The 26,960-nt window shown below is 68.7% G+C and carries 3 protein-coding genes; all 3 read left to right on the top strand.

The features are described 5' to 3' along the window. Positions 1-44: 44 nt before the first annotated feature. From PJ259_RS06660 to PJ259_RS06650, 3 genes are read left to right on the top strand one after another with little or no spacing between them, the layout of a single operon-like run. Positions 45-9,587, top strand: a complete 9,543-nt coding sequence (locus tag PJ259_RS06660; protein WP_271655217.1) for a non-ribosomal peptide synthetase — start codon at positions 45-47, stop codon at positions 9,585-9,587. Next, complete coding sequence (locus PJ259_RS06655) at positions 9,587-25,585, top strand: non-ribosomal peptide synthase/polyketide synthase (protein ID WP_271655216.1); 15,999 nt, start codon at positions 9,587-9,589, stop codon at positions 25,583-25,585. The genes PJ259_RS06660 and PJ259_RS06655 overlap by 1 nt, the downstream gene beginning before the upstream one ends. Beyond that, a complete protein-coding gene (locus tag PJ259_RS06650) occupies positions 25,575-26,960 on the top strand; it encodes a diaminobutyrate--2-oxoglutarate transaminase (protein WP_271655215.1) in 1,386 nt (461 codons plus the stop codon). Before PJ259_RS06655 ends, PJ259_RS06650 begins: the two co-directional genes overlap by 11 nt.

The following is a 26,960-nucleotide window of genomic DNA, read 5'->3' as shown; positions in this document are numbered from 1 at the left end:
GCTGCCTGGCGGCGTCCGGCACTTTCTTTTTCGCAGGTGAAGCCATGACCTCCAGAGCGGATCAAGCCGAGCATTTCGTCGACGTCCTTGATTTCTACGCCGAGCGCCAGCCGGACCAGCTATTGCTGCGCCACCTGACCAATGACGAGACGCCCCAGCTGCTGTCCTATGCCCAGCTGCGCAACCGGGCGCTGAGCCTCGCCGGCTGCCTGCAGGAACGCCTGGGGGAGGCGCGCGGCGAGCGCTGTGTGCTGCTGCTGCCCAGTGGACCGGACTACGCGGCGGCGTTCTTCGCCTGCCTCTATGCCGGCGTCATCGCCGTGCCGGCCTTCCCGCCGGAAAACAATCGCCAGATGCACATCGAGCGACTGCGCGGCATGCTCGACGATGCCAAGCCACGGGTAGTGCTCGGCGAACGAGCCTGCCTCGCCGCCCACGCCGAGACGCTGCGCCAGGCGCTGCCCGAAGGTGCCCTGTGCCTGGCGGTCGAAGACATCGATGCCACCTGGGCGCTGGCTTATCGCCCCCAGATCGTGGATCCCGCGGCGCTTGCCTTTCTGCAGTACACCTCGGGTTCGACGTCCGCGCCCAAGGGGGTGATGGTCAGTCACGCCAATCTGATCGCCAACGAAAAGGCCATGCAGCGGGGGTTTCTCACCGGGCGTGACGAAGGCTGGGTGAGCTGGCTGCCGCTCTACCATGACATGGGCCTGATGCTTGGGCTGCTGCTACCGATCTTTCACGGCGGCACCCTGACGCTGATGTCGCCCAACCACTTTCTTACCCGGCCGGCGCGCTGGCTGCAGGCCATCAGCCAATACGGCGGCACCATCAGCGGCGGGCCGGACTTCGCCTACCGCCTGTGCGTGGAGCGGGTCAGCGATAGCGCCCTGGCGGAACTCGACCTGAGTCGCTGGAGCATGGCCTTTTCCGGCTCCGAGCCCATCCGCGTGGATACCCTGGATGCCTTCTGCGAGCGCTTCGCCGCCGCGGGCTTCCGCCGTCAGGCGCTGACCCCAGCCTATGGCCTGGCCGAGGCGACCCTCTATGTCTGCGCCCATGAGCCCGTGGATGATTTCCGCATCCGTCGCTTCGCGGGTGAGGCCCTTGGCGCCGCAGGTGCGGAGGCCGCGCTGCAGCAGGGTCGCCTGGCCGGTTGTGGCTGGTGCGATGCGGAGCACGCGCTGAGCATCGTCGACCCGCAGACGCTGGAACCGCTGGGCGAGAACCGTGCCGGGGAAGTTTGGGTCGCCGGGCCCAGCCTGGCCCAGGGTTACTGGAACAATCCGTCCGCCACGGCCGCGGCGTTCGTGGAGCGCGACGGCAGGCGTTGGCTGCGTACCGGGGACCTGGGCATCGCGGCCGAGCAAGGGCTCTATATCGCCGGGCGGCTGAAGGATCTCATCATCCTCAACGGCCAGAATCTCTATCCGCAGGACGTGGAGCTGCTGCTGGAAGAGCAGGTGGCCGATTACCTGCGGCGGGGCCGGGTGGCGGCTTTCGCGCTGGAGGGCGAGGCGGGGCGCGAGGGGATAGGGCTGGCGCTGGAGATCAGTCGCAACGTGCGCCGGCTGGTACCGACCGAACGCATTTGCACAGCCCTGGTGGAAGCCCTGACCCAGGCCTTCCAGGTCGCTCCCAGCGCCATCGCCCTGCTCGAACCGGGCACACTGCCCAGGACCACCAGCGGCAAGCTGCAACGCTCAGCCTGCCGGGCGGGCTGGCTGGCCGGCACCCTGGATAGCTTCGCCGAGTGGCGTGATGGCCGCCTGGCCCGGCAGCAACCCGAGCCTGCGGCCCAAACCGTGCTGCCGGCGGTGAGGACGGCCTGGGCTGAGGTACTCAACCGCGCCGAGCTGGCCGCGGACGTCCACTTCTTCGCCCAGGGTGGCGATTCGGTGGCCGTGGTCCAGGTGCAGGCCCGTTTGCGTGACACGCTGGGTGTGGCGGTCGATCCCGCACTGCTGTTCGCGCATCCGACGCTGGCGGCCTTTTCGGCGCAGGTGGCCGCGCTGCCGCGCGAGGCCCAGCCGGAAGGACCGCTCGCCCAAGGCGATGAGCGAGCGCCCCAGTCCTTTGCCCAACAACGGCTGTGGTTTCTCGATCAGTTGGAACCAGGCAAGGCTACCTATCATCTGGCCGGGGAAATCCACCTTGCCGGCACCCTGGACGTGGCGCGGCTGGAGCGGGCGCTGGAGACGCTGGTGCAGCGTCACGCCGCGCTGCGTACCCGCTTCGACGCGGGCGACGGTGAGGTTCCCGAGCAACGCATCGAGGCGCTGGCCCAGGGCGCGGTCGAGCATCATGACCTGAGCCGGGCGCTGGATCGCGACGCAACCCAGGCCGAACTGGTCCGTAGCCTGGTGCGTCGCCCGCTGGATCTGCGGGAAGGCCCCTTGTGGCGCATGGCGCTGGTCCGGCATGGGGCCGACGATCATCGACTGGTGCTGGTGCTGCACCACATCATTGCCGACGGCTGGTCGATCCAAGTCCTGTTGGAAGACTTTGCCGTCCTGTACCAGACGGAGGAGGGCCAGGCACCTGCGCTTGCGCCCCTCTCCATCACCTATGCCGACTTCGCCCGCTGGCAGCGCCACCAACTGACCGGTGCCGCGCGCGAGCGGCAACTGGCGTATTGGCGTGCGCAACTGGCCGATGCCCCGGCACGGCTGGATTTGGCCTGTGACCGACCCCGCCCACCTCGGCAAAGCGGGCGCGGTGCGCGCTTTGCCTTCAGCCTGAGCGAGACGGCCAGCCAAGGCCTGCGCGAGCTGGCCCAGCGCCAGGGGGCAACCCTGTTCATGGTCGGCCTGGCGCTGTTTCAGCTGCTGTTGCAGCGTCATAGCGGCAGCCATGACCTATGCGTGGGCGTACCCGTGGCCGGGCGCACGCGGCGAGAAACCGAGCGGTTGATCGGCTTCTTTGTCAACACCCAGGTGCTGCGCTGCCAACTCGACGGTACCCAGTCGTTCAAGGCACTGCTGGCCCAGGTCAGGACGCGCGCCCTGGAAGCCCAGGCGCACCAGGACCTGCCCTTCGATCTGCTGGTGGAGGCCCTGGCGCCGGAACGCCACCTGGGTTGGAATCCACTGTGCCAGGTCAAGTTCACGCAGCAGTTTCCGCTGCCCCAGGGCCTGGATCTGGGTGGTGTGACCCTGTCGGCGCGGCAGCTCGACGATGGCGCGGCGCACTTCGACCTGGGGCTGGACATCACCGACGTCCCCTCCGGTATCGAAGCGGTCTTTACCTACGCCTGCGATCTCTTCGACGCCTCGCGCATCGCCGCGCTGGCAGCCGACTTCGCCCAACTGGCCCAACAGGTGGTAGCCGATGCCGAGCAACCGCTGGCGCGCTATCGCCTGGCCGCCGAGGCCGTGGGGCTTGAAGGTGAGCGCCAGGCCTTTCCAGCGGCGGATCTGCTGGCGCTATGGCGTGCGGGCCTGCGCCAGGCCGGACCAGGGGCCGCGGTGATGGCGGCCGATGCCAGCCTGAGTCATGCGCAACTGGATGCCGACAGCAATCGCCTGGCCCGGGCGTTGCGTGCCCAGGGGGTGGGCGCCGAGGTGCGGGTCGCCCTCTGTCAGCCGCGGCAGGCCAGTTTCGTCGTGGGTCTGCTGGGCATTCTCAAGGCTGGCGGGGCCTGTGTCTTTCTTGATCCCAAATGGCCCGAGGCGCGCCAGGCCCAGGTCGTGGCCGACAGTGGTGCTCGGCTGCTGCTCGGCGCGCCCCAGCCCGAAGGCCCTCCCTCGCTCGCCCTGGATGCCGCCGCGGACTGGCGACGGCTGCCGGCGGATGCGCTGGACGTCGTCGTCCAGCCTGCCCAGGCGGCCTACCTGATCTACACCTCCGGGACCACGGGCCGACCGAAGGGGGTAGTGGTCTCCCATGGCGCCATCGCCAACTACGTGCAGGGCGTGCTGCAGCGCCTGGCACTGCCACCGCAGGCCAGCTTCGCCCTGGTCTCGACGGTGGCCGCCGATCTCGGTCACACGGTGTTGTTCGGCGCCCTGGCCACAGGCGGCACCCTGCACCTGGTGGATGACGAGGTGGTGCGGGATGCCGATCGCTGCGCCGGGTATTTCGCCAACCACCCGGTGGCGGTGCTCAAGATCGTCCCTACCCAGCTGGCCGCCTTGCTGCAAGCCGCCGAGCCGGCGCGGCTCCTGCCGCACGCCGCCCTGGTGCTGGGCGGAGAGGCCTTGCCGGCACAGCTTGCTGCTCAGGTCCGTCAACTCAAGCCGGGCTGCCGGCTGTTCAATCACTATGGGCCCACGGAAAGCACCGTGGGCGCCCTGACCGCAGCCCTTGATGATCCGGCTACCGGCATCGCTCTGGGCACGCCGCTGCCCAATCTGCGCGCTCGGGTGCTGGACGCCGATCTCAACGCGCTACCCGCCGGCGCGGCCGGCGAGCTGTACCTGGGCGGGCCGGGGTTGGCGCGGGGCTATCAGGGGCGGCCCGGCGATACCGCGGCGGTTTTCCTGCCAGATCCCTGGGCGCCCGGTGAACGGCTCTACCGCACCGGTGACCGGGTACGCCTGGCGGCGGATGGCCGCCTGGAATTCCTGGGCCGTAGCGATGACCAGCTCAAGGTGCGGGGCTATCGTGTGGCGCCTGGCGAGATCGTCGCGGCCCTGCTGGCACAACCGGGCATCACCGCGGCCCACGTCCAGCTGGATGGCCGAGGGCAACTGGTGGCCTATGTGACGGGCGATACCAAGGGCGAACGCCTGCGGGAAATCCTCGCCCGGCAGCTGCCCGAGGCGCTGGTGCCTGCCCAGGTCCTGGTGCTCGCGGCCTTCCCACTCACCGCCAATGGCAAGCTCGACCGCGCGCGGTTGCCGCAGCCCGAAGCACGTCAGGCCGCCTTTGCCGAACCCCAGGGAGAGGTCGAGGCCGCGCTGGCGACGCTCTGGAGCGACGCACTCAAGGTGGACCGCGTCGGGCGGCATGACAACTTCTTCGCCCTGGGCGGCGACTCCATCCTCAGTCTGCAGATCATCGCCCGGGCCCGTCGCCAGGGGCTCAAGCTCACGCCCAAGCAGCTGTTCGAGCATCAGACCATCGCGGCCCTGGCCGAGGTGGCGGCGCCCGCAGGCGCCCCGGTAACACCCCCCGCGATAAAAGATCCGATGGGCGATCTGCCCTTGACCCCCATCCAGGCGCGGTTCTTCAGCGAGCCGGTCCGCCAGCGTGCGCACTGGAACCAGTCCGTGGTCATGGAACTGGCCGCCCCACTCGAAGCCGAGGTGTTGCGCCAGGCGTTGGCGGCGCTGGTCGCTCGCCACAGCAGTCTGCGCCTGGCCTTCGAACCAACCGAGCAGGGCGGCTGGCGTCAGCGGGTGCGACCCGTGGAAGACGCGCAGCGGCTGCTCTGGACCTGCCAGGTAGCCACTGAAACCGAGTTGGCACCTCTGTTCGAGGAGGCGGAACGTAGCCTGGACCTCGCCCGTGGACCGCTGCTGCGCGCGGTGCTGGCCGAGGGGCCGGAGCGGCATCCCCGGCTGCTGCTGGTCATCCACCATCTGGCCGTGGACGGCGTCTCCTGGCGCATCCTGCTGGACGAGTTGGCGTTGGCCTATCAGCAATTGGCAGGCGGTACGCCCCCCGGCTTGGGCGAGGCGAGCAGCGACTGGAGCGCCTGGGCTCACCAGATGGCGCAGCGCGCCGCCGATGCTGGACTGCAACGCCAGCGCGCTTACTGGGAAGCGGTCACGGCGGTACCCGAGACCTTGCCCTGCAGCCATCCGCAGGGCACCTGCCGGGTACGGGATAGCGGCACCCTGGCGCAGCGACTCTCGGTGGACCTCACCGACCGGCTCCTCGCGGTATCCGGCACCGAAGCCGTGTTGCTGGCAGCCTTGGCCGACGCCCTGCGGCACTGGACGGGGCGCGCGGCGACCCGTATCGCCCTGGAAGGGCACGGCCGCGAGGATCTCCATGGGCAACTGGACCTGAGTCGTACCCTGGGCTGGTTCACCTGTCTCTATCCCTTGGTGCTGGGGGCGGAGGCGACCCCGACCGGCACGCTGGCGCGGGTGCGCCGGACCCTCGCCGAGGTGCCTGAGCGTGGCCTGGGTTACGGACTGTTGCGCTACCTGGCCGATACCTGCCTGGCGGATATCCGGGAAGGCCTGACCTTCAACTACCTTGGGCGCTTCGAGCGGCCGACGGTTGCCGGTTTTCCGCTGCGCCAGCTGGAGCTACGCAGCAGTCGCGACCCCGATGGCCCCCTGACCAGCGCCCTGGTACTGGATGCCCGGGTATACGACGGCCAGCTGCGGCTGGACTGGCGCTACAGCACGGCGCGCTTCGAGGCCAGCGCCATCGCGCGTCTGCATGAGGGTTTCACGACGGCTCTGGAGGCGCTGCTCGCCACCGAAACCGGCAACGTCCCGGAGCCCGCTCTGGAAGCCGTGCTACCCCTGGCGCCCATGCAGGAAGGCATCCTGATGCACAGCCTGCTGGAGCCGGGCAGCGGCATCTACCTGATGCAGGATCGCTACGCGCTGCGCCAACCCCTGGCGGCCGAGGCCTTCCGTCTGGCCTGGGACGCGGTGGTGGCACGCCATCCGGCGCTGCGCACCGGCTTTCAAGAGCAGGATGGTGAATGGCGGCAGGTGGTGCACCGACAGGTGCCGTCGCCGGTCAGTTTCCTGGACTTCAGCGATCGGCCACGGGAGGAGGGCCTGGCCGCGCTGGAGGCGCTGCTTGCCGAAGAGCGCCGCGAAGGCTTCGACTTCGCGCGGCCGCCACTGCTGCGTTTGCGCCTGGTGACCTTTGGGCCGAATGACCATCAGCTGGTGCAGACGCATCACCATGTGCTGATCGACGCCTGGTGTCGCGGCCTGATGCTGGGGGAATTCTTCGCCCGCTATCGCGCTGCGTTGGCTGGAACCGCACTGACCCTGCCACCCGCCCGACCCTATGCCGACTTTCTCGCCTGGCTCCAGGCCCAGGATGCCGCCGCGGGTCGCGCCTGGTGGCAGGCCGAGCTGGCTGGGGTGACGGCCGCCACGCCGCTTCCCTATCGACGGCCCGGTACCGCGTCGGGTGAGATGCGCGACGAGGCGGTGGCGCTGTCTGCCGAGGCGACTCACGCCCTGGCCACCCAGGCGCGACGTCACCAGTTGACCGCCAACACCTTTGTCCAGGCGGCCTGGGCGCTGGTGTTGATGCGCCACGCCGGCTGCGACGAGGTGGTCTTCGGCGTGACCGTCGCCGGCCGTCCGCCGGAGCTGGATGGGATCGAAGAAGCCCTCGGCCTGTTCATCAATACCCTGCCACTGCGCGTGGCCCGGCCGACCGCCGAGGTGACCGCACTGGAGCTGCTGCGCCGCCTGCAGACGCGCAATGTCGAACTGCGCCAGCATGAGCATCTCCCGCTGGCCGAGCTGCAGCGTCTGGCCGCGATACCGCCCGGCGAACCGCTGTTCGAGTCCCTGTTCGTGTTCGAAAACGTGCCACTGGGGGGCGCGGTGGAGGAGGCCGTTGCCGAGTTCGGCATCACCCCGCTCGCCAATCGCACCCATACCAACTACCCCCTGACGGTCGTGCTGTTGCCAGGCCGCGAATTACGCCTGCAGCTCACCTTCGACACCGGGCTGTTCGCCGCCGCGGACATGCGCACTCTGCTGGGCCAGTTCGAGCGGCTGCTGGGTGCCTTGATCGAGGCGCCGGAACGTCCGCTGGACGAACTGGATCCCCTGGCCGCCAGTGAGTACGAACAGCTACTGGCCTGGGGGCGGGGCGCGGTGCAGCCGCACTGGTATCAGCTGTCGTGGATCGAACGATTCGAAGCGCGCGCCGCCCATCATCTGCAACGCCTCGTGGCGCGCTGTGGGGAGGAGACCCTGTCCTATGGCGAGCTGGACGAGCGGGCCGGCCGCCTGGGCAGGGCCCTGGCGGCCGAGGGGATAGGGCCGGACCAGATCGTGGCGCTCTGTGCGCCGCGAGGAGTGGCGCTTCTGACCCTCATGGTGGGTGTCTTCAAGGCAGGCGCCGCCTACCTCGCGCTGGACGAGCGTCATCCCCAGGCGCGCAGTGCCCAGCTGCTGGACAGCAGCGCCACACCGGTGCTCGTGGTACCCCGAGCGGAGCGGGCAACCGCCGAGGCCGTCCTGGCGCTGTGCGAACGCCGGCCCAGACTGCTGATTCTCGAAGAACTGCTGGCGCGGCACCCCGTGGGTGGCCCTGGCGTGCGCGCCCGTCCCGACCAGCTGGCCTATGTCATCTTCACCTCGGGTTCCACCGGCGAACCCAAGGGCGTCATGGTCACCCAGCAGGGCATGCTCAACAATCAGCTGAGCAAGCTGCCCTATCTCCAGCTGGGAGAGGAGGACGTCATCGCCCAAACCGCCGCGACCGGCTTCGATGTCTCGGTCTGGCAATTCCTCACCGCGCCGCTGTTCGGCGGCCAGGTGGAGATCGTGGCCGAGGCGGAGGTACAGGATCCTGCACAGCTGCTGGCGCGGGTGACGCGGGGCGGGGTGAGCGTGCTGGAGTGCGTGCCGGCAGTGATCGCCGCGTTGCTGGACCTGCCGCACCAACCGTTACCGGCATTGCGCTGGCTGCTGCCCACCGGCGAGGCGCTGGCGCCTGATCTGGCGGGGCGCTGGCTGCAACGCTATCCCCAGATTCCCTTGGTCAACGCCTATGGCCCGGCCGAATGCGCCGACGACGTCGCCTTGCAGCGACTTCGGGTGCCTCAGCGTGACATCCCCATCGGCACGCCGACCGACAATACCCGCTTGTTCGTGCTCGACGAGCGCCTGCGCCTGGTACCCCAGGGTGGGACAGGCGAGCTGTACATCGGCGGCACGGGGGTCGGCCGCGGCTACCTGGGCCGCCCGGGGCTGACTGCCGAGCGCTTCGTGCCCAGTCCCTTCACCGCCGGTGAGCGGCTCTACCGCAGCGGCGATCTGGTGCGCTGGAGTGCGCGAGGTGAACTGGAGTACGTCGGCCGGACCGACTTCCAGATCAAGGTGCGCGGTCAGCGGCTGGAGCCGGGCGAAATCGAGACCCTGTTGCGTACCCAGCCCGGTATCCGCGACGCCGCGGTTGCCGCTCAGCCCACCCCCCAGGGCATTCAGCTGGTGGCCTATCTGGAGCCCCAGGGTAGTGAACGCCCTGATCTTGATGCACTGCGTGCGTGCCTGACGCAGCGGCTGCCGCTGTTCATGGTGCCGACCCAGGCGCTGTGGCTGGAGCGCCTGCCGCGCAATGCCAATGGCAAGCTCGACCGCCGAGCTCTGCCCGTACCCGAGCTGCCCGCCGAGTCCCAGCAACCGCCCCAAGGCGCTACCGAACGACAGTTGGCCGAGTTGTGGCAGGAGTTGCTGCAGGTCCCGGAGGTGGGCCGGGAAGCCGACTTCTTCGCCTTGGGTGGCCACTCCCTGCTCGCCACGCGCTTGCTCTCGCGTGTTCACGAACGGCTCGGCGTGCGCGTGCCACTGGCTGCCGCCTTTACCGCCACGACGCTAACGGCCCAGGCCGAACTCATAGACACCTTGCGTGAGCAGACGCTGGACGATGATCGCCTCGAGGCGCTGAACGCGCTACTGGACGAGTTGGAGGAAACCCCCTGATGTTGCATGACAAAGCCCTGGCCCTGGCCAACCGTTTCCTTGCGCTGCCACCGACCCAGCGCCGAACCTTTCTCGCCAAACTGCGCGACCAGGGCCTGGATGCCGGCGCGCTGCCGATTCCCGGCGGCGCGGCTGGCGAATGCGCCGAGACCTCCTATGCCCAGCAACGGCTCTGGTTTCTCGAGCGTTTGCAGCCGGGCAATGCGGCTTACCATCTGCCCGGGGCGCTGCGCCTGCAGGGTCGGCTGGACGAGACTACCCTGCGTGAGGCATTCGCGTCCCTGATGGCGCGTCATCCCAGCCTGCGCACCACACTGGAGGACGGGCCAGCCCGTACGCCCTTGCAACGGGTGAGCGAGGCCTCCAAGGTACCGTTGGAAGCCCTGGGCGAGATCGCTGCGGAGGCCTTGCCCGCCGTGGCCCGCACCTTCGCCAATCGCCCCTTCGATCTGGAGCGGGGCCCGCTGTGGCGCCTCGCCCTGGCGCAGGGCGTGGACGGGGGGCCGGCCCATCTGCTGCTTTGCCTGCACCATGCCATCGCCGATGGCTGGTCGATCCAGGTGCTGTTGGATGATTTCGCCATCCTCTATCGCGCTGCCCTGGAAGGACGCCAGGCAGCGCTTCCGGTACTGGATGTCAGCTACGCTGACCACGCGCGCTGGCAGCGTGCCTGCCTCGAGGCCGGAGAGGGCGAACGCCAGCTGGCGTTCTGGCGTGAGCGCCTGGGTACCGAGCACCCCGTGCTGGAACTGCCCGGTGATCGGCCGCGGCCGGTGGCGCCCAGCCACCGGGGAGGGCGGTTGGCCTTCCAACTTCCGGCGCCCCAGGCCCACCGGCTCGGGGCCTTGGCGCGCGCCCAGCGCACCACGCTGTTCACGGTGCTGCTGACGGCCTATGCAACCCTGCTGAGCCGATTGTCCGGCCAGCGCGACCTGCGCATTGGCGTGCCCATTGCCGGCCGCCAGCGCAGTGAGGTCGAGGGTGTCATCGGCTGTTTCGTCAATACCCAGGTTCTGCGTCTGGAGTTGGGAGCCGAGGCGGATTTCCTGACGCTGTTGACCCAGACGCGGGAGCGGGTGCGCGAGGCCCAGGCCCATCAAGACCTGCCGTTCGAGCAACTGGTCGATGCCCTGGCCCCAGCGCGTACCCTCAGCCATCACCCCCTGTTCCAGGTGCTCTACAACCACCAGCCGCGTCAGCTCGACGCCCTGCAATTGGGGCCTGATCTGCGCGCCGAGCTGCTGCCGCTGGACAGCGGCAGCGCCCAGTTCGACCTGGCGCTGCATACCTGGGAACTGGCTGACGGCAGCCTCGGTGGCAACTGGAATTACTCCAGCGACCTCTTCGAACCGGCGCGCATCGAGCAGTTGCACGCACGCTTCCTGGTGCTCTTGCAGGGCTTGCTCGATGCCCCGCACCAGCCGCTGGCCGAGGCGCCGCTACTGTTGCCCGACGAACCCGCGCGGCTGGCCGGCTGGAATGCCACTGCGGAAACCTATGCACCGCTGCCGCCCGCCGGGGTGCTGGGTGGCTTCCTCGAACAGGTCGCCAGGCATCCCGCGCGCGAGGCCCTGTGCCTGGACGAGCGCCGCCTGAGCTACCTGGAGCTGGACCAGGCCGCCAATCGCCTGGCCCATCACCTGCGCCGCCGTGGTATCGGGCGCGAAAGCCGGGTCGGGGTCGCCATGCTGCGCTCGGTGGAGATGGTGATCGCCCTCTACGGAGTGCTCAAGGCCGGCGCGGCCTATGTGCCGCTGGACCCGGATTATCCGGCCGAACGCCTGGCCTTCATGCTGGAGGATTGCGGGGCCAGTCTGTTACTGAGCCATGGCCCGGCCTTGGCCCTGCTGCCCAGTGATCTTGCGTTGGATGTGCTGGACCTGGAGCGGCTGGACCTGTCCGCCGAACCGGCCACCGCGCCCGAACTCCAGGTCCATCCCGAGCAACTGGCCTATCTGATCTACACCTCGGGTTCCACCGGCCGACCCAAGGGTGCTGGCAACACCCAGGCGGCGTTGTACAACCGCCTGCAGTGGATGCAGGCCGCCTATGGGTTGGATGCGCGCGACCATGTCCTGCAGAAGACGCCCTTCAGCTTCGATGTCTCGGTCTGGGAATTCTTCTGGCCGCTGCAGGCCGGTGCCCGGCTGGTGCTGGCCCGCCCGGGCGAGCATCGCGATCCGGCGGCGCTGAGCGCCCTGATCGCCCGCGAGGGCATCACCACGCTGCACTTCGTGCCCTCCATGCTGGCCGCCTTCCTGGCCCAGAACGATCTCTTCGGCTGCGCGAGCCTGACCCGCATCGTCTGCAGCGGCGAGGCCCTGCCGGCGGAGCTGGCCCAGGCCGTTCGCCAGCGCCTGCCCCAGGTCGCGCTCTACAACCTCTATGGCCCCACCGAGGCGGCCATCGACGTTACCCATTGGACCTGCCAAGAGTCAGATAGCCTGGCGGTACCCATCGGGCGCCCCATCGCCAACCTGCAGATCCACATCCTCGACGAGCGCCTCAATCCGCAACCCATCGGCGTGGCCGGCGAGCTGTACATCGGCGGCGTCGGCCTGGCCCGCGGCTACCTTGGCCGCCCGGGCCTGACCGCTGAACGCTTCGTCCCCGATCCCTTCACCCCGGGTGGCCGGCTGTACCGCAGCGGCGATCTGGCACGTTGGCGCGACGACGGCGCGCTGGACTACCTGGGCCGGCTGGACCACCAGGTCAAGCTGCGCGGCCTGCGCTTGGAACTTGGCGAGATCGAAGCCGCACTGCGCGAGCTGGCCGGCGTCAGCGAGGCCGTGGTGCTGCTACGTCAGAGCGCCATCGGTCCACGACTCGTGGGCTACCTGGTGACGCCGAATCTGGACGAGGCGGTGGTGCGCCAGGCCCTGCTGGCCCGGCTGCCGGACTTCATGGTGCCCAGCCATCTGGTGGCGCTCGACCGGCTACCGCTGACGCCCAACGGCAAACTGGATCGTCAGGCGCTGCCGGAACCGGACGTCATTCAGCAGGCCTACCGTGCGCCGGAGCCGGGGATCGAAACCGAGCTGGCCACGCTCTGGGCCGAGTTGTTGCAGGTGGAGCGGGTCGGTCGCGACGACAATTTTTTCGCCCTGGGAGGCGATTCCATCCTCAGCCTGCAGATCATCGCCCGGGCTCGTCGCCTAGGCTTGGTCTTCAGTCCGCGGCATCTGTTCGAACGTCAGACCCTCGCCGAGCTGGCCCCTGTGGTGCAACGCCTGGAGGCGCCCGCCGAGATCGCCGCGGAGCCGACCGAACCCTTTGCCCTGGCGCCCATTCAACATGCCTTTTTCGCTCGGGAACTGCCGCGTCCTGAACACTGGAACCAGTCCCTGCTACTGGAGCCGCAGACGCGATTGGAGCCTGAACAGCTGCGCCGAGCCCTGGGGCGACTGGTGGCCACCCACGGCGCCCTGCGCCTGAGCTTCACCCGATCCGAAGGCCGTTGGCAGCAGCGCTATCGCGCCCGCGAAAACGCCGACCTGCTTTGGCATTCGTCCGTGACCCGCGCCGAGCTGCCAGCCCTGGCCGACGAGGCCCAGGCCAGTCTGAGCCTGGACGCGGGCCCCCTGCTGCGCGCCGTGCTCGCCGACCTCGCCGAGGGTGGTCAGCGTCTGCTGCTGGTGATCCATCACCTGGCGGTGGATGGGGTGTCCTGGCGCATCCTGCTGGACGATCTGGACCGGCTCTATGCCGACCCCGACCTCGGGCTACCCCCCGTGCTTCCCTACGCCAGCTGGGTCCAGGCGCTGCAAGGCCTGGAACTGGACAGCGAGCGTGCCTACTGGCAACAGTTGCCGCAGGCGCCCGCCTTGCCGTGCGACCATCCAGCCGGCCGCGCCTGCGAAGCCGATGCCCAGCACCTGAGCCTGCGGCTGGATGCCGCGCGCACCCGCGAACTGCTGACCCAGGCGCCGGCGGCCTTTCGCACCCAGGTCAACGACCTGCTGCTCACCGCCCTGGTCCGAGCGCTCCATGCCTGGGGCGGGGAGGCCGAGGCGCGGCTGCTCCTGGAAGGCCATGGCCGCGAAGACCTGTTTCCCGGTCTCGACCTGAGCCGCACCCTGGGCTGGTTCACCAGCCTCTATCCGGTCCGGCTGAGCGATCAGGCGGACCTGGCCAGCAGCCTCAAGACGGTCAAGGAAAGCCTGCGCCGTATTCCGCGCGGCGGGCTCGGTTACGGCCTGCTACTGGCTCGCGGGGAGCAGGCATTACCGGAAACCACCGGCTCCCTGCTGTTCAACTACCTGGGTCAACTCGACACCGAGCTGGGCGGCTTCCGCCTCGCGGACGAGGCCACCGGGCGCGCGCGTGATCCTCGTACGCCCCTTGAGGCCGAGCTGGCGCTGGAAGGCGCTGTACAAGGTGGCGAGCTGCATTTCACCTGCACCTACAGTGGCCAACGCCACGCTCCGGCGCGTATCCAGGCGCTGTTGGACGCCTTCGCCACGGCGCTCGATGATGTCCTGACGCTGTGCCGCCAAGCCAGTGGTGCGACGCCTGCTGACTTTCCGCGCCTGACGTTGACCCAGGCGCAACTCGATGCGCTGCCGCTGGCCGAAATAGAGGACCTGCAACCTCTCACGCCCATGCAGCAAGGCCTGTTGTTCCATACCGAACTGGGCGGCGTTGGAGACCTCTATGTCAACCAGGTCAGCGTCGAGCTCGACGACCTTCCGCGAGCGGCGTTCCTCGACGCCTGGCAACAGTCCCTTCGCCGGCACGCCGGGCTGCGGGCAGCCTTCCTGCGCCTGGCCGGAGAGGGACGGGCGGTACAGGCCATCTGGCGTCAGGTTGAGCTCGCCGTCCGTGAGCAGGACTGGCGCGATCAGTCGGTTGCCCCCGCTGCCCTCGCCGAATCACAGCGGGAGGAGCGTGAGCGTCCCTTCGACCTGACCAAGCCGCCGCTGATGCGCCTGCTGCTCATCCGGCTCACCGATAAGCGCTGGCAGCTGACCTGGACGTTGCACCATATCCTGCTCGATGGCTGGAGCAGCGCCGCGCTGCTCGCGGAAATCCTCCAGGTGACCCGCGGCGCGGCACTGCCAGCGCCTGGGCGGTACCGCGACTACCTAGACTGGCTGTCCAGCCGCGATGCTGCGCATAGCAGCGTCTTCTGGCAGGCGCAACTGGCTGATTTCGCCTCGCCGACCCGACTGGTCGATAGCCTTGGACGTCCGGCGACGAACGACGACACGCGCAGTGGCGAGCAGCATCTGGTGCTCGATCGTCTCGCCCTCGACGCCGCCGCGCGGCGGCTGCGGGTCACCCTCAATACCTTGGTGCAGGCAGCCTGGACCCTGCTGCTGCAGCGCTATACCGGCCAGCGCCGGATAGCCTTTGGCGCCACCGTCGCCGGTCGACCGGCCGACGTCGCCGGTAGCGATCGCCTGCTGGGGTTGTTCATCAATACCCTGCCGGTGGTCCAGGCGCCCGGACCGGAGCTTACCGCGGCCCAATGGCTGCCCGCCTTGCAGGCTCACAACCTGGCCTTGCGCGAACACGAACACACACCGCTCTTCGAGGTGCAGCGCCTGGCGGGGCATCCGGGCCAGGCGCTGTTCGATACGCTATTGGTCTTCGAAAACTATCCGGTGGACGCAGCCCTGCGCGGTGCCACGTCGGCGGCGCCGACCATCGGTGCGGTCACGGTCAGCGAACGAACTCACTATCCGCTGAGTATCGCCGTCATGGCTGGGGACCGACTGGAACTGCACCTGCATTATCTACGTGCCTGTTTCACGCCCGCTCAGGTGCAGCGGATGGCCGCGCACCTGGGGCAATTGCTCGATGGCTTGGTTCGCCAGCCGGACACTCCCCTGGGTGATCTGCCGCTGCTCGATGCCGAGGGCCTGGCCACTTGGCAACGCTGGAATCCGCCAGCGCAGGCCAGCGCGGATAGGCCGCTGCTGCCCGCCTTGATCGCCGAACAGGCCCGCCGCCAGCCCCGGGCCATCGCCCTGGTGCACGGCCAGCTGCGGCTGGACTTCGCCACCCTGGAAGCACGCTCCAATCGCCTGGCGCATTGGCTGCACGGGCAGGGCGTTTCCGCTGAAACCCGCGTGGGCGTGGCCTGCGAACGGGGCATCGAACTGTTCGTCGCTCTGTTGGCGGTACTCAAGGCTGGTGGTGCCTATCTGCCACTGGATCCGGACTATCCCGCCGAGCGCCTGGCGCTGATGCTGGAAGACAGCGGCGCCAGGCTGGTGCTGACTCAGCACGAACTGCTCGACCGGTTGCCCCCGGTCGCTGACGTCGAACGAGTTGTTCTGGACCGCCTGGATCTCACGGATTTGCCCGACAGCGCGCCAGACGTGGTCCTGCATCCCGAGCAACTGGCCTATGTTATCTATACCTCCGGGTCGACCGGTCGGCCCAAGGGCGTGGCCGTGGCCCATGGGCCCTTGGCGCTTCACTGCCAAGGCATCGCGCAACGCTACGAACTCACCGCCAGGGACCGTGAGCTGCACTTCCTGTCCATCAGCTTCGATGGTGCCCAGGAGCGCTGGCTGACGCCGCTGAGCCAGGGCGCCCGTGTCGTGATCCGCGACCAGGCGCTGTGGAGCGTGCAGGAGACCTGGCAGGCGCTGGAAGAGCAGGGCATTACCGTCGTCGCCTTCCCACCGAGCTATCTGCGCCAGCTGGCCGACTGGGGGCGGGTGCGGGGCCGCGGCCCGGGGGTGAAGACCTACTGCTTCGCAGGCGAGGCCTATGACCGCGGCCTGCTGCGCGAGGTGGTGGAGCATCTCCAGCCCGACTGGGTCATCAACGGCTACGGGCCGACCGAAACCGTCATCACCCCGACCCTGTGGCGCGCCCCTGCAGCCACCGCGGATTTCACCAGCGCCTACGCCCCCATCGGCGACCTGGTAGGCGAGCGCCAGGGCTATGTGCTGGACCAGGACCTCAACCTGCTGCCGGTCGGAGTGGAAGGCGAGCTGTACCTGGGCGGTGCCCTGGCTCGTGGCTACCTGGAGCGTCCCGCCGAGACGGCGCAACGCTTCGTGCCCAATCCCTTCCGCGCTGGCGAACGGCTCTATCGCACGGGTGATCGGGTGCGGCTCAATGCCGAGGGATTGCTGGAATACCTCGGCCGCGCCGACCAGCAGATCAAGCTGCGCGGCTTCCGTATCGAGACTGGCGAGATCGAGGCAGCACTGAAGGCGTGCCCAGGCGTGCGCGAGGCGCTGGTCATGGTGCGCGAGACCCCGGCCGGCGACCGGCTGGTGGGCTATGTCGGTGGCGGCGCCTTGCAGGAGATGGCGTTGCTGGAGCTGCTGCGTCAGCAACTGCCCGGCCACTTGGTGCCCCAGCACCTGGTGTTGCTGGAACGCCTGCCGCAGTTGCCCAACGGCAAGCTGGATCGCCGGGCGCTGCCCGCGCCGGAAGTCACGGCGGACAACAACTATGAAGCACCGGCCACGGCCCTGGAGCAGCGCCTGGCCGAGTTGTGGCAAGCCCTGCTTCAAATCGAGCGGGTCGGTCGCCAGGACAACTTCTTCGCCCTAGGGGGCCATTCCCTGCTGGCGACGCAGCTCATCTCCCGTCTACGCCAGGAGGAAGGCCGGGAGGTGCCGCTGCGCCTGGTGTTCGAAGCGCCGCAGCTGGCCGAACAGGCCGAGCGGATCGCCGCCCTGGCGCCCGAACACCCGGAGCCGGAACTCCAGGCCCTGGCGCGGGACGAGGCGCCGCAATCCTATGCCCAGCAACGGCTGTGGTTCCTGGCGCAGTTCGAGCCCGAGAGTGCGGCCTATCACCTGCCGGGTGTCGTGGAGTTACAGGGCGCCCTGGATGAGCAGGCCCTGGGGGCGGCCTTTACCGCCCTGGCGGCGCGGCATGCCAGTCTGCGCAGCCTGTTGCTGCCGGGTGATCCACCCCGCCAGCGCATCTTGCCACCGGCACCCGTGGCAGTGGAGCGCTTGGTACTCGACACAGGTACCAATCAGGAAGCGGCCTTCACTCGCCTGTTGCAGGCCTTTATCGCTCGTCCCTTCGCGCTCGCCAGCAGTCCGCCCTGGCGGCTGGCCCTGGTAAGCCTGGAGGAACGGCGGCACCGTCTGCTGCTGTGCCTGCACCATGCCATCTCGGACGGCTGGTCGGTTGGCGTGCTGCTGCGTGACTTTGCCGAACTCTATCGGGCCGCGCTCAGCGGCGCGGTACCTGACCTGCCGGGGCTACCGGTGCAGTACCCCGACTATGCGCGCTGGCAGCGCGAACAACTGAGCGCGGGAAAAGGAGAACGGCAACTGGCGTATTGGCGCGCGCAGCTGGGCAGCGAGGCGCCTACCCTGGACCTGCCGGCTGACCGGCCACGTCCTGCGCGGCGCAGCGGTGCCGGGCAACGCCTGGATTTCCGGCTTTGCGCTCAACAGGCCGAGGCGCTGCGCCAGGCCGCTCGTGCCCAGGGTGTCACGCCCTTCATGCTGCTGCTGTCGGTCTATGGAGCGCTCCTGGGTCGTCTCAGCGGTCAGCGTGACCTGCGCATAGGTGTACCGGTGGCGGGGCGGACGCGTGCCGAGGTGCATGACCTCATCGGCTGCTTCGTCAACACCCAGGTACTGCGCCTGGACCTCGCTACCCCAGTGGATTTCGCGCACCTGGTGCAGCAGGTCCGAGAAACCCTGCTCGAAGCCCAGGCCCACCAGGACCTGCCCTTCGAGCACCTGGTTGAGCACCTGCACCCGGAGCGGAGCCTCAGCCAGCATCCGCTGTTCCAGGTCAGCTATGACCATCAGGTGCGCGATCACCGCGCCCTGGCCGGCTTGCCGGGCCTGCAGGCGGTCATCCTTGAAACGCCGACCACCCAGGCCCAGTTCGACCTGGCCCTGGCCACTTGGGAAGACCCGGACGGCCAGCTCGGCGGTAGCTGGACCTTCGCCCTCGACCTCTTCGAACCGGCGCGCATCGAGCGGTTGCATGCACGCTTCCTGGTGCTGCTGCAGAGCCTGCTCGATGCCCCGCAACAGCCGCTGGCCGAGGCGCCGCTACTGTTGCCCGACGAACCCGCGCGGCTGGCCGGCTGGAATGCCACTGCGGAAACCTATGCACCGCTGCCGCCCGCCGGGGTGCTGGGTGGCTTCCTCGAACAGGTCGCCAGGCATCCCGCGCGCGAGGCCCTGTGCCTGGACGAGCGCCGACTGAGCTACCTGGAGCTGGAGCAGGCCGCCAATCGCCTGGCCCATCACCTGCGCCGCCGTGGTATCGGGCGCGAAAGCCGGGTCGGGGTCGCCATGCAGCGCTCGGTGGAGATGGTGATCGCCCTCTACGGAGCGCTCAAGGCCGGCGCGGCCTATGTGCCGCTGGACCCGGATTATCCGGCCGAACGCCTGGCCTTCATGCTGGAGGATTGCGGGGCCAGTCTGTTACTGAGCCATGGCCCGGCCTTGGCCGTGCTGCCCAGTGATATCGGGCTGGATGTGCTGGACCTGGAGCGGCTGGACCTGTCTGCCGAACCGGCCACCGCGCCCGAACTCCAGGTCCATCCCGAGCAACTGGCCTATCTGATCTACACCTCGGGCTCCACCGGTCGACCCAAGGGTGCCGGCAACACCCAGGCGGCGTTGTACAACCGTCTGCAGTGGATGCAGGCCGCCTATGGGTTGGATGCGCGCGACCATGTCCTGCAGAAGACGCCCTTCAGCTTCGATGTCTCGGTCTGGGAATTCTTCTGGCCGCTGCAGGCCGGTGCCCGGCTGGTGCTGGCGCGTCCGGGCGAGCATCGCGATCCGGCGGCGCTGAGCGCCCTGATCGCCCGCGAGGGCATCACCACGCTGCACTTCGTGCCCTCCATGCTGGCCGCCTTCCTGGCCCAGGACGATCTCTTCGGCTGCGCGAGCCTGACCCGCATCGTCTGCAGCGGCGAGGCTCTACCGGCGGAGCTGGCCCAGGCCGTTCGCCAGCGCCTGCCTCGGGTCGCGCTCTACAACCTCTATGGCCCTACAGAAGCGGCCATCGACGTCACCCATTGGACCTGCCAAGAGTCAGATCGCCTGGCAGTACCCATCGGGCGCCCCATCGCCAACCTGCAGATCCACATCCTCGACGAGCGCCTCAATCCACAACCCATCGGCGTGGCCGGCGAGCTGTACATCGGCGGCGTCGGCCTGGCCCGCGGCTACCTGGGCCGCCCGGGCCTGACCGCTGAACGCTTCGTCCCCGATCCCTTCACCCCGGGTGGCCGGCTGTACCGCAGCGGCGATCTGGCGCGCTGGCGCGACGACGGCGCCCTGGACTACCTGGGGCGGCTGGACCACCAGGTCAAGCTGCGCGGCCTGCGCCTGGAACTCGGCGAGATCGAAGCCGCATTGCGCGAGCTGGCCGGCGTCAGCGAAGCCGTGGTGCTGCTACGTCAGAGCGCCATCGGTCCACGACTCGTGGGCTACCTGGTGACGCCGAATCTGGACGAGGCGGTGGTGCGCCAGGCCCTGCTGGCCCGGCTGCCGGACTTCATGGTGCCCAGCCATCTGGTGGCGCTCGACCGGCTACCGCTGACGCCCAACGGCAAGCTGGATCGCCAGGCACTGCCGGAACCGGACGTCATTCAGCAGGCCTACCGTACGCCGGAGCCGGGGATCGAAACCGAGCTGGCCACGCTCTGGGCCGAGTTGTTGCAGGTGGAGCGGGTCGGGCGTGACGATGACTTCTTCGCTCTCGGCGGGCATTCGTTGCTCGCCCTGCAAGTCGTGGCCCGGCTGCGCCGCGAGCATCGCTGGGAGGTACCGGTCCGGCTGCTGTTCGAATCCGCCACCCTGGCGGCGTTCGCTGAGCGTCTGGATGACAGGATCCAGGCGGACGATGCGCCGCTGCAGCGGCGTGACTGGCCTGGTACGCCCGCGCGAGCACCGCAATCCTTTGCCCAGCAGCGCCTGTGGTTTCTTGCCCAGCTCGATCCGGAGAGTGCGGCCTATCACCTGCCAGGGGGGCTGCGCCTGCAGGGTCGACTCGATGAAGCGGCGCTGCGCTGTGCCTTCCGGCAGCTCACCCAGCGTCATGCCAGCCTGCGTACCACCTTCGGTCATGGCGAAGCTGGCCCGGAGCAGCGCATCCTGGCCAGCTTCGCGCCTGAACTCGACGTGGTGACGCTGGATCGTGGAGCGGCTGACAGCTATCGCCGCGCCTTCATGGCCCGGCCTTTCGACCTGGAAGCCTCGCCGCCCTGGCGCCTGGCCCTGGTACGCCTGGCACAGGACGAACATCTGCTCCTGCTATGTCTGCACCACCTGCTGGCGGATGGCTGGTCGATGCGGTTGCTGTTGGAAGACCTGGTCAGCTTCTATCGCCAAGCCCTGGGCGACGAGAGCGTGTCGCCGCAACCCCTGCCGCTGGACTATGCCGACTACGCCGCCTGGCAGCGCGAGCGCCTGGCGGCCGGGGAGGGTGAGCGCCAACTGGCCTGGTGGCGCGAGCAGCTTGGTACCGAGCATCCGCTGCTGGAGCTGCCGGCTGACCGTCCGCGCCCGGCTCAGCGCAACGGGCTGGGAGGACGCGAAACCTTCACCCTGGATGCTGCCACATCCCAGCGCCTGCGCAGCACCGCCCAGGCACTGGCCGTCACTCCAGCCATGCTGTTGCTGGCCAGTTGGCAGACCCTGCTGTTCCGCCTCAGCGGCCAGACCGACCTGCGCATCGGCGTGCCGGTGGCGGGTCGAGTTCGGGCGGAGACCGAGGCCCTGGTCGGCTGCTTCGTCAACACCCTGGTCCTGCGCGGCGAACTCGCCGGACGGATGCCGGCCAGTGCCCTGGCCGCCCAGGTACGTGCCCGCCTGCTGGACGCCCAGAGCCATCAGGAGTTGCCCTTCGAGCAACTGGTCGAGGCGCTGCAGCCCGAGCGGCACCTGAGCCACAATCCCCTGTTCCAAGTGACCTTCAATCACCAGGCTCGTGGCGAACAGGCGCTGGCTCGGCTGCCCGGCCTCAAGGCCGAAGCCCTTGACGGTGCAGGCGACCAGGTGCATTTCGACCTGTCCCTGGGCACCTTCGACGAGGCCGACGGCCGTATTTCCGGCTACCTGGACTTCGCCAGCGACCTCTTCGAACGGGCGACCGCCCAGCGTTTCCTGCGCACCTGGCTGACCCTGCTCGACGGTCTGGTTCGCCAGCCGGACACCCCCCTGGGTGATCTGCCGCTGCTCGATGCCGAGGGCCTGGCCACCTGGCAACGCTGGAATTCGCCGGCGCAGGCCAGCGCGGATAGGCCGCTGCTGCCCGCCTTGATCGCCGAACAGGCCCGCCGCCAGCCCCGGGCCATCGCCCTGGTGCACGGCCAGCTGCGGCTGGACTTCGCCACCCTGGAAGCACGCTCCAATCGCCTGGCGCATTGGCTGCACGGGCAGGGCGTTTCCGCTGAAACCCGCGTGGGCGTGGCCTGCGAGCGGGGCATCGAACTGTTCGTCGCTCTGTTGGCGGTACTCAAGGCCGGTGGTGCCTATCTGCCACTGGATCCGGACTATCCCGCCGAGCGCCTGGCGCTGATGCTGGAAGACAGCGGCGCCAGGCTGGTGCTGACTCAGCACGAACTGCTCGACCGGTTGCCCCAGGTCGCTGACGTCGAACGAGTTGTTCTGGACCGCCTGGATCTCACGGATTTGCCCGACAGCGCGCCAGACGTGGTCCTGCATCCCGAGCAACTGGCCTATGTTATCTATACCTCCGGGTCGACCGGTCGGCCCAAGGGCGTGGCCGTGGCCCATGGGCCCTTGGCGCTTCACTGCCAAGGCATCGCGCAACGCTACGAACTCACCGCCAGGGACCGTGAGCTGCACTTCCTGTCCATCAGCTTCGATGGTGCCCAGGAGCGCTGGCTGACGCCGCTGAGCCAGGGCGCCCGTGTCGTGATCCGCGACCAGGCGCTGTGGAGCGTGCAGGAGACCTGGCAGGCGCTGGAAGAGCAGGGCATTACCGTCGTCGCCTTCCCACCGAGCTATCTGCGCCAGCTGGCCGACTGGGGGCGGGTGCAGGGCCGCGGCCCGGGGGTGAAGACCTACTGCTTCGCAGGCGAGGCCTATGACCGCGGCCTGCTGCGCGAGGTGGTGGAGCATCTCCAGCCCGACTGGGTCATCAACGGCTACGGGCCGACCGAAACCGTCATCACCCCGACCCTGTGGCGCGCCCCTGCGGCCACCGCGGATTTCACCAGTGCCTACGCCCCCATCGGCGACCTGGTAGGCGAGCGCCAGGGCTATGTGCTGGACCAGGACCTCAACCTGCTGCCGGTCGGAGTGGAAGGCGAGCTGTACCTGGGCGGTGCCCTGGCTCGTGGCTACCTGGAGCGTCCCGCCGAGACGGCGCAACGCTTCGTGCCCAATCCCTTCCGCGCTGGCGAACGGCTCTATCGCACGGGTGATCGGGTGCGGCTCAATGCCGAGGGATTGCTGGAATACCTCGGCCGCGCCGACCAGCAGATCAAGCTGCGCGGCTTCCGTATCGAGACTGGCGAGATCGAGGCAGCACTGAAGGCGTGCCCAGGCGTGCGCGAGGCGCTGGTCATGGTGCGCGAGACCCCGGCCGGCGACCGGCTGGTGGGCTATGTCGGCGGCGGCGCCTTGCAGGAGATGGCGTTGCTGGAGCTGCTGCGTCAGCAACTGCCCGGCCACTTGGTGCCCCAGCACCTGGTGTTGCTGGAGCGCCTGCCGCAGTTGCCCAACGGCAAACTTGATCGCCAGGCGCTGCCTGCACCGCAGCGGGTCAGCCACCTTCTCGAAGAAGCCCCTCAGGGGACGCGAGAGGAACTGCTGGCCGAACTCTGGCGCGAGCTGCTGGGTGTCGAGCGTATCGGGCGCCTGTCCGGCTTCTTCGAGTTGGGCGGTGACTCCATTCAGTCCCTGGCTCTGATCAGTCGTCTGCAGCGCAAGGGCTGGCAACTGGGGCCCAAGGACGTCTTCCGCCATCCGCGCCTCGCCGAACTGGCCCTCTGCCTCGAACCGCTCGCGGCGCAACCCCGCTGGGAGCCAACTCAAGGCGCCCAGCGCCTGACGCCCATCCAGGCTCATTTTTTCGCGCAGCCTTTGCCCAACCCGGCGCACTGGAACCAGGCGCTGCTGTTGGAGGTGCGCGAGCCCCTGGAGTCGGCGCGCTTCACCGCCACCGTCGCCACGCTGCTGCAACGGCATGACGTGCTGCGCCTGGCCTTCCGCCAGACCGCTGCAGGCTGGCAGGCCGGATATCGTGACGACATCCACGTCGAACACCTGCTGCAGGAGGTTGAGGTTGCCGATGCGGTCGCACTCGAGGCGCTCTGTGCCCGTACCCAGCGGAGTTTCGAGTTGGAGCGCGGCGGCTTGCTGCGCCTGGTCCTGGCGAACTATCCGGAAGGGGGGCAGCGTCTCTTCATCTGCGCTCACCACCTGATCATGGACGGCGTCTCCTGGCGGCTGCTGCTCGACGACCTGGGACGCATCTATTCGGCCCTGGGTCGCGAAGCGTCGCTGCTTGACGAGCCCCGGCCCCCGACCTACCAGGCCTGGGCCGAACGCCTGGCACACTGGGCGATACAGCCGCAGACCCAGGCAGGACTTGCGCACTGGCAGGCTCTGGTGCCCCGATCGGATTGGCCAGTGGACTACCCCGCGGGCGAAGCCACCCAGGGCAAGGTCCATACGGCGGAGGTGCAGCTGGATCCCGAGCGGACCCGTTGGCTGCTGCGTGAGGCGCCGACCGCGCTGGGCGCTCGACTCGACGAGGTGCTGCTGGCAGCGCTGGCGGAAGCCGTACGCGACTGGAGCGGTCGGGACGGCCATGTCATCGCCCTGGAGGGGCACGGCCGAGAGGCCCTGTTCGCCGATCTCGATCCGGGCCGCACCCTGGGCTGGTTCACCAGCCTGTATCCGCTATGCCTGGCCTGCGGCGAAGATCCGCGCGCCACTCTGCAGGGCTTGCGTGCCCAGCTCGCCACCGCTGGCCCGCGCGGCCTCGACTATGGTGCGTTGCGTTATCTCGCCAAGGCCGCGGCACTGGTCGACCAACCAGAGCCGCCCCTGGCCTTCAACTACCTGGGGCAACTCGACGGCGCCTTGGGTAACGGGCGTTTCGTGCCGGCCCGGGAATCCTCCGGGGCGCTGGTCGATCCCGCCACCCCCCTGGTGCGGGAGTTGGAGATCAATGCGCAGGTCTATGACGGCCGGCTGGGGCTGAGCTGCCGCTACAGTGGTGAGCGCTACGCGGCGGCCACGGTGGAACGCCTGCTCGCGGCCTTCGTCAGGGCATTGGCCACGCTCGTGGCAGACACCAGGGTGCCGGCGCCCGGTGGCGCTACCCAAGGCGCTGATCCCCGGGTGCACCTGACGCCGGGTGCAACGGGTCGGCCGCCGCTGTTCTGTCCGCATCCGGTCAGTGGAACGGTCGTGGGCTATTACCCCCTGGCGCAGCATCTGGCTGGCGCCTGGGACGCCTGGGGATTGCAGAATCGCCAGATTCTCGACCCCAACTGGCGGGATACCGACCTGGCGCAGCTGGCGCGGGACTATGTCCGGGTGCTCTTGGACACTCAGCCCAGCGGGGCCTATCGGCTGCTGGGCTGGTCCCTGGGTGGCGCCCTGGTGCTGGAAATGGCGAGTCTGCTCGAGCGCCTGGGCAAGACGGTGGCCTTCGTTGGCCTGATCGACGGCTATGTGCCGGGGGCGGGACTGGCTCGGCGGTCCGTCCCCGTCGCCGGGGAGGGGGCGCACGAGGAAGGTGGCGCCTGGGCGCAATTGCTGGCCGTCGAGGCGCATCTGCACGGCCTGGCTCGTCGGCATCCGCAGCTGAAGCCGCTGCGGGCCCCGGTCCATGCCTGGTGGGCCAGTCGCTCACCGGAAAACAACCATAACGGCCACGCCCTGCTGGAGCGGGGACTGGGACGTCCGCTGGCGCAGTCCCGTTGGATCGATGCCGATCACCTGGGCATCGTCCGCGATCCGCGCCTGCTGGCCGAAGTCGCCGAACGCCTGAGTTCTCCATCCGCCCACAGCGCCCGCACATCGGGCTTCGAGGAATACGATCATGTCCGTTAATCATCGCCTGCAGCGCGTTCCCGCCGATGCCGACTACCGCTTCACCGGCACCCCGCGGCTGGAGCGTCAGGCTGCCCTGGAGTCCAATGCGCGTAGCTATCCCCGGCGGCTGCCCCTGGAGTTGCGTCGGGCCGAAGGCATCCATGTGCAGGACAGCGAAGGGCGCTGGTTCATCGACTGCCTGGCCGGCGCCGGTACCCTGGCCCTAGGCCACAACCACCCGGTGGTGCTGGACGCCATGCGTGGCCTGCTGGATGGTGAACGCCCCTTGCACACCCTCGATCTGATGACCGAGGCCAAGGACGATTTCATCCGCGAGCTGTATGCGCTGTTGCCCCAGGGCTTCGCTCGCAGCGCCCGAATCCAGTTCTGCGGCCCGGCCGGTACCGATGCGGTGGAGGCCGCCATCAAACTGGTCCGTACCGCCACCGGCCGCCGTCAGCTGCTGGCCTGTCACGGGGCCTACCATGGCATGACCCAGGGCGCCCTGGGGTTGATGGGCAGCCATGGTCCCAAGCGCCACCTGGACGGTATGAACGGCGGCGTGCAGTTCTTGCCCTTTCCGCATGCCTATCGGTGCCCCTTCGGCCTGGGCGGCGAACTGGGCGAGCGGGCGGCGCTGAACTACCTGGAAACCATGCTGAATGACCCTGAGAGTGGGGTACTGCCGCCCGCGGCATTGATCGTCGAGCCGATCCAGGGGGAGGGCGGGGTCAACCCGGCGTCCGTCACCTGGTTGCGCGAGGTCCGGCGGATCACCCGGGAGGCTGGCGTCCCCCTGGTGCTGGACGAGATTCAATCCGGCATCGCCCGTAGCGGCCGGCGTTTCGCCTTCGAGCATGCGGATATCGAGCCTGATGTCCTGGTACTGTCCAAGGCCATCGGTGGCAGCCAGCCACTGGCGGTCGTGGTTTACCACGAGTCACTGGATCGTTGGGCGCCCGGCGCTCATGCCGGTACCTTCCGTGGTAATCAGCTGGCCATGGCCGCCGGGACCGCTACCTTGCGGCTGGTGCGTGAAGAGCGGCTGGAAGTGCATGCGGCGGCCATGGGGGAACGGCTCGCTGGCCATCTAAGGGCTCTTCAGCGCGACTATCCCCAGCTGGGCGACGTGCGCGGTCAGGGACTGATGCTGGGAGTGGAAGTGGTAAGCCCCGATGGCCCGACCGACCGTCAGGGGCATCCCCTGGCTGACGGTGTCCTGGCGGCTCGCCTGCAACAGGAATGCCTGAGGCGTGGCCTGATCATCGAAGTGGGCGGCCGCCATGGCGCCGTGCTGCGCTTCCTGCCGCCGCTCATCGTGCAGCCAGGGCAGGTGGATCAGATCGCCGACTGTCTGGCTACCGCCCTGCGCACGGTGATGGCGGCCTCTTAG

This window comes from Pseudomonas sp. JBR1 (assembly GCF_028198185.1).
In the GTDB taxonomy this organism is placed as follows: domain Bacteria; phylum Pseudomonadota; class Gammaproteobacteria; order Pseudomonadales; family Pseudomonadaceae; genus Chryseomonas; species Chryseomonas oryzihabitans_E.
This window is presented reverse-complemented; position numbering and strand designations above follow the sequence as displayed.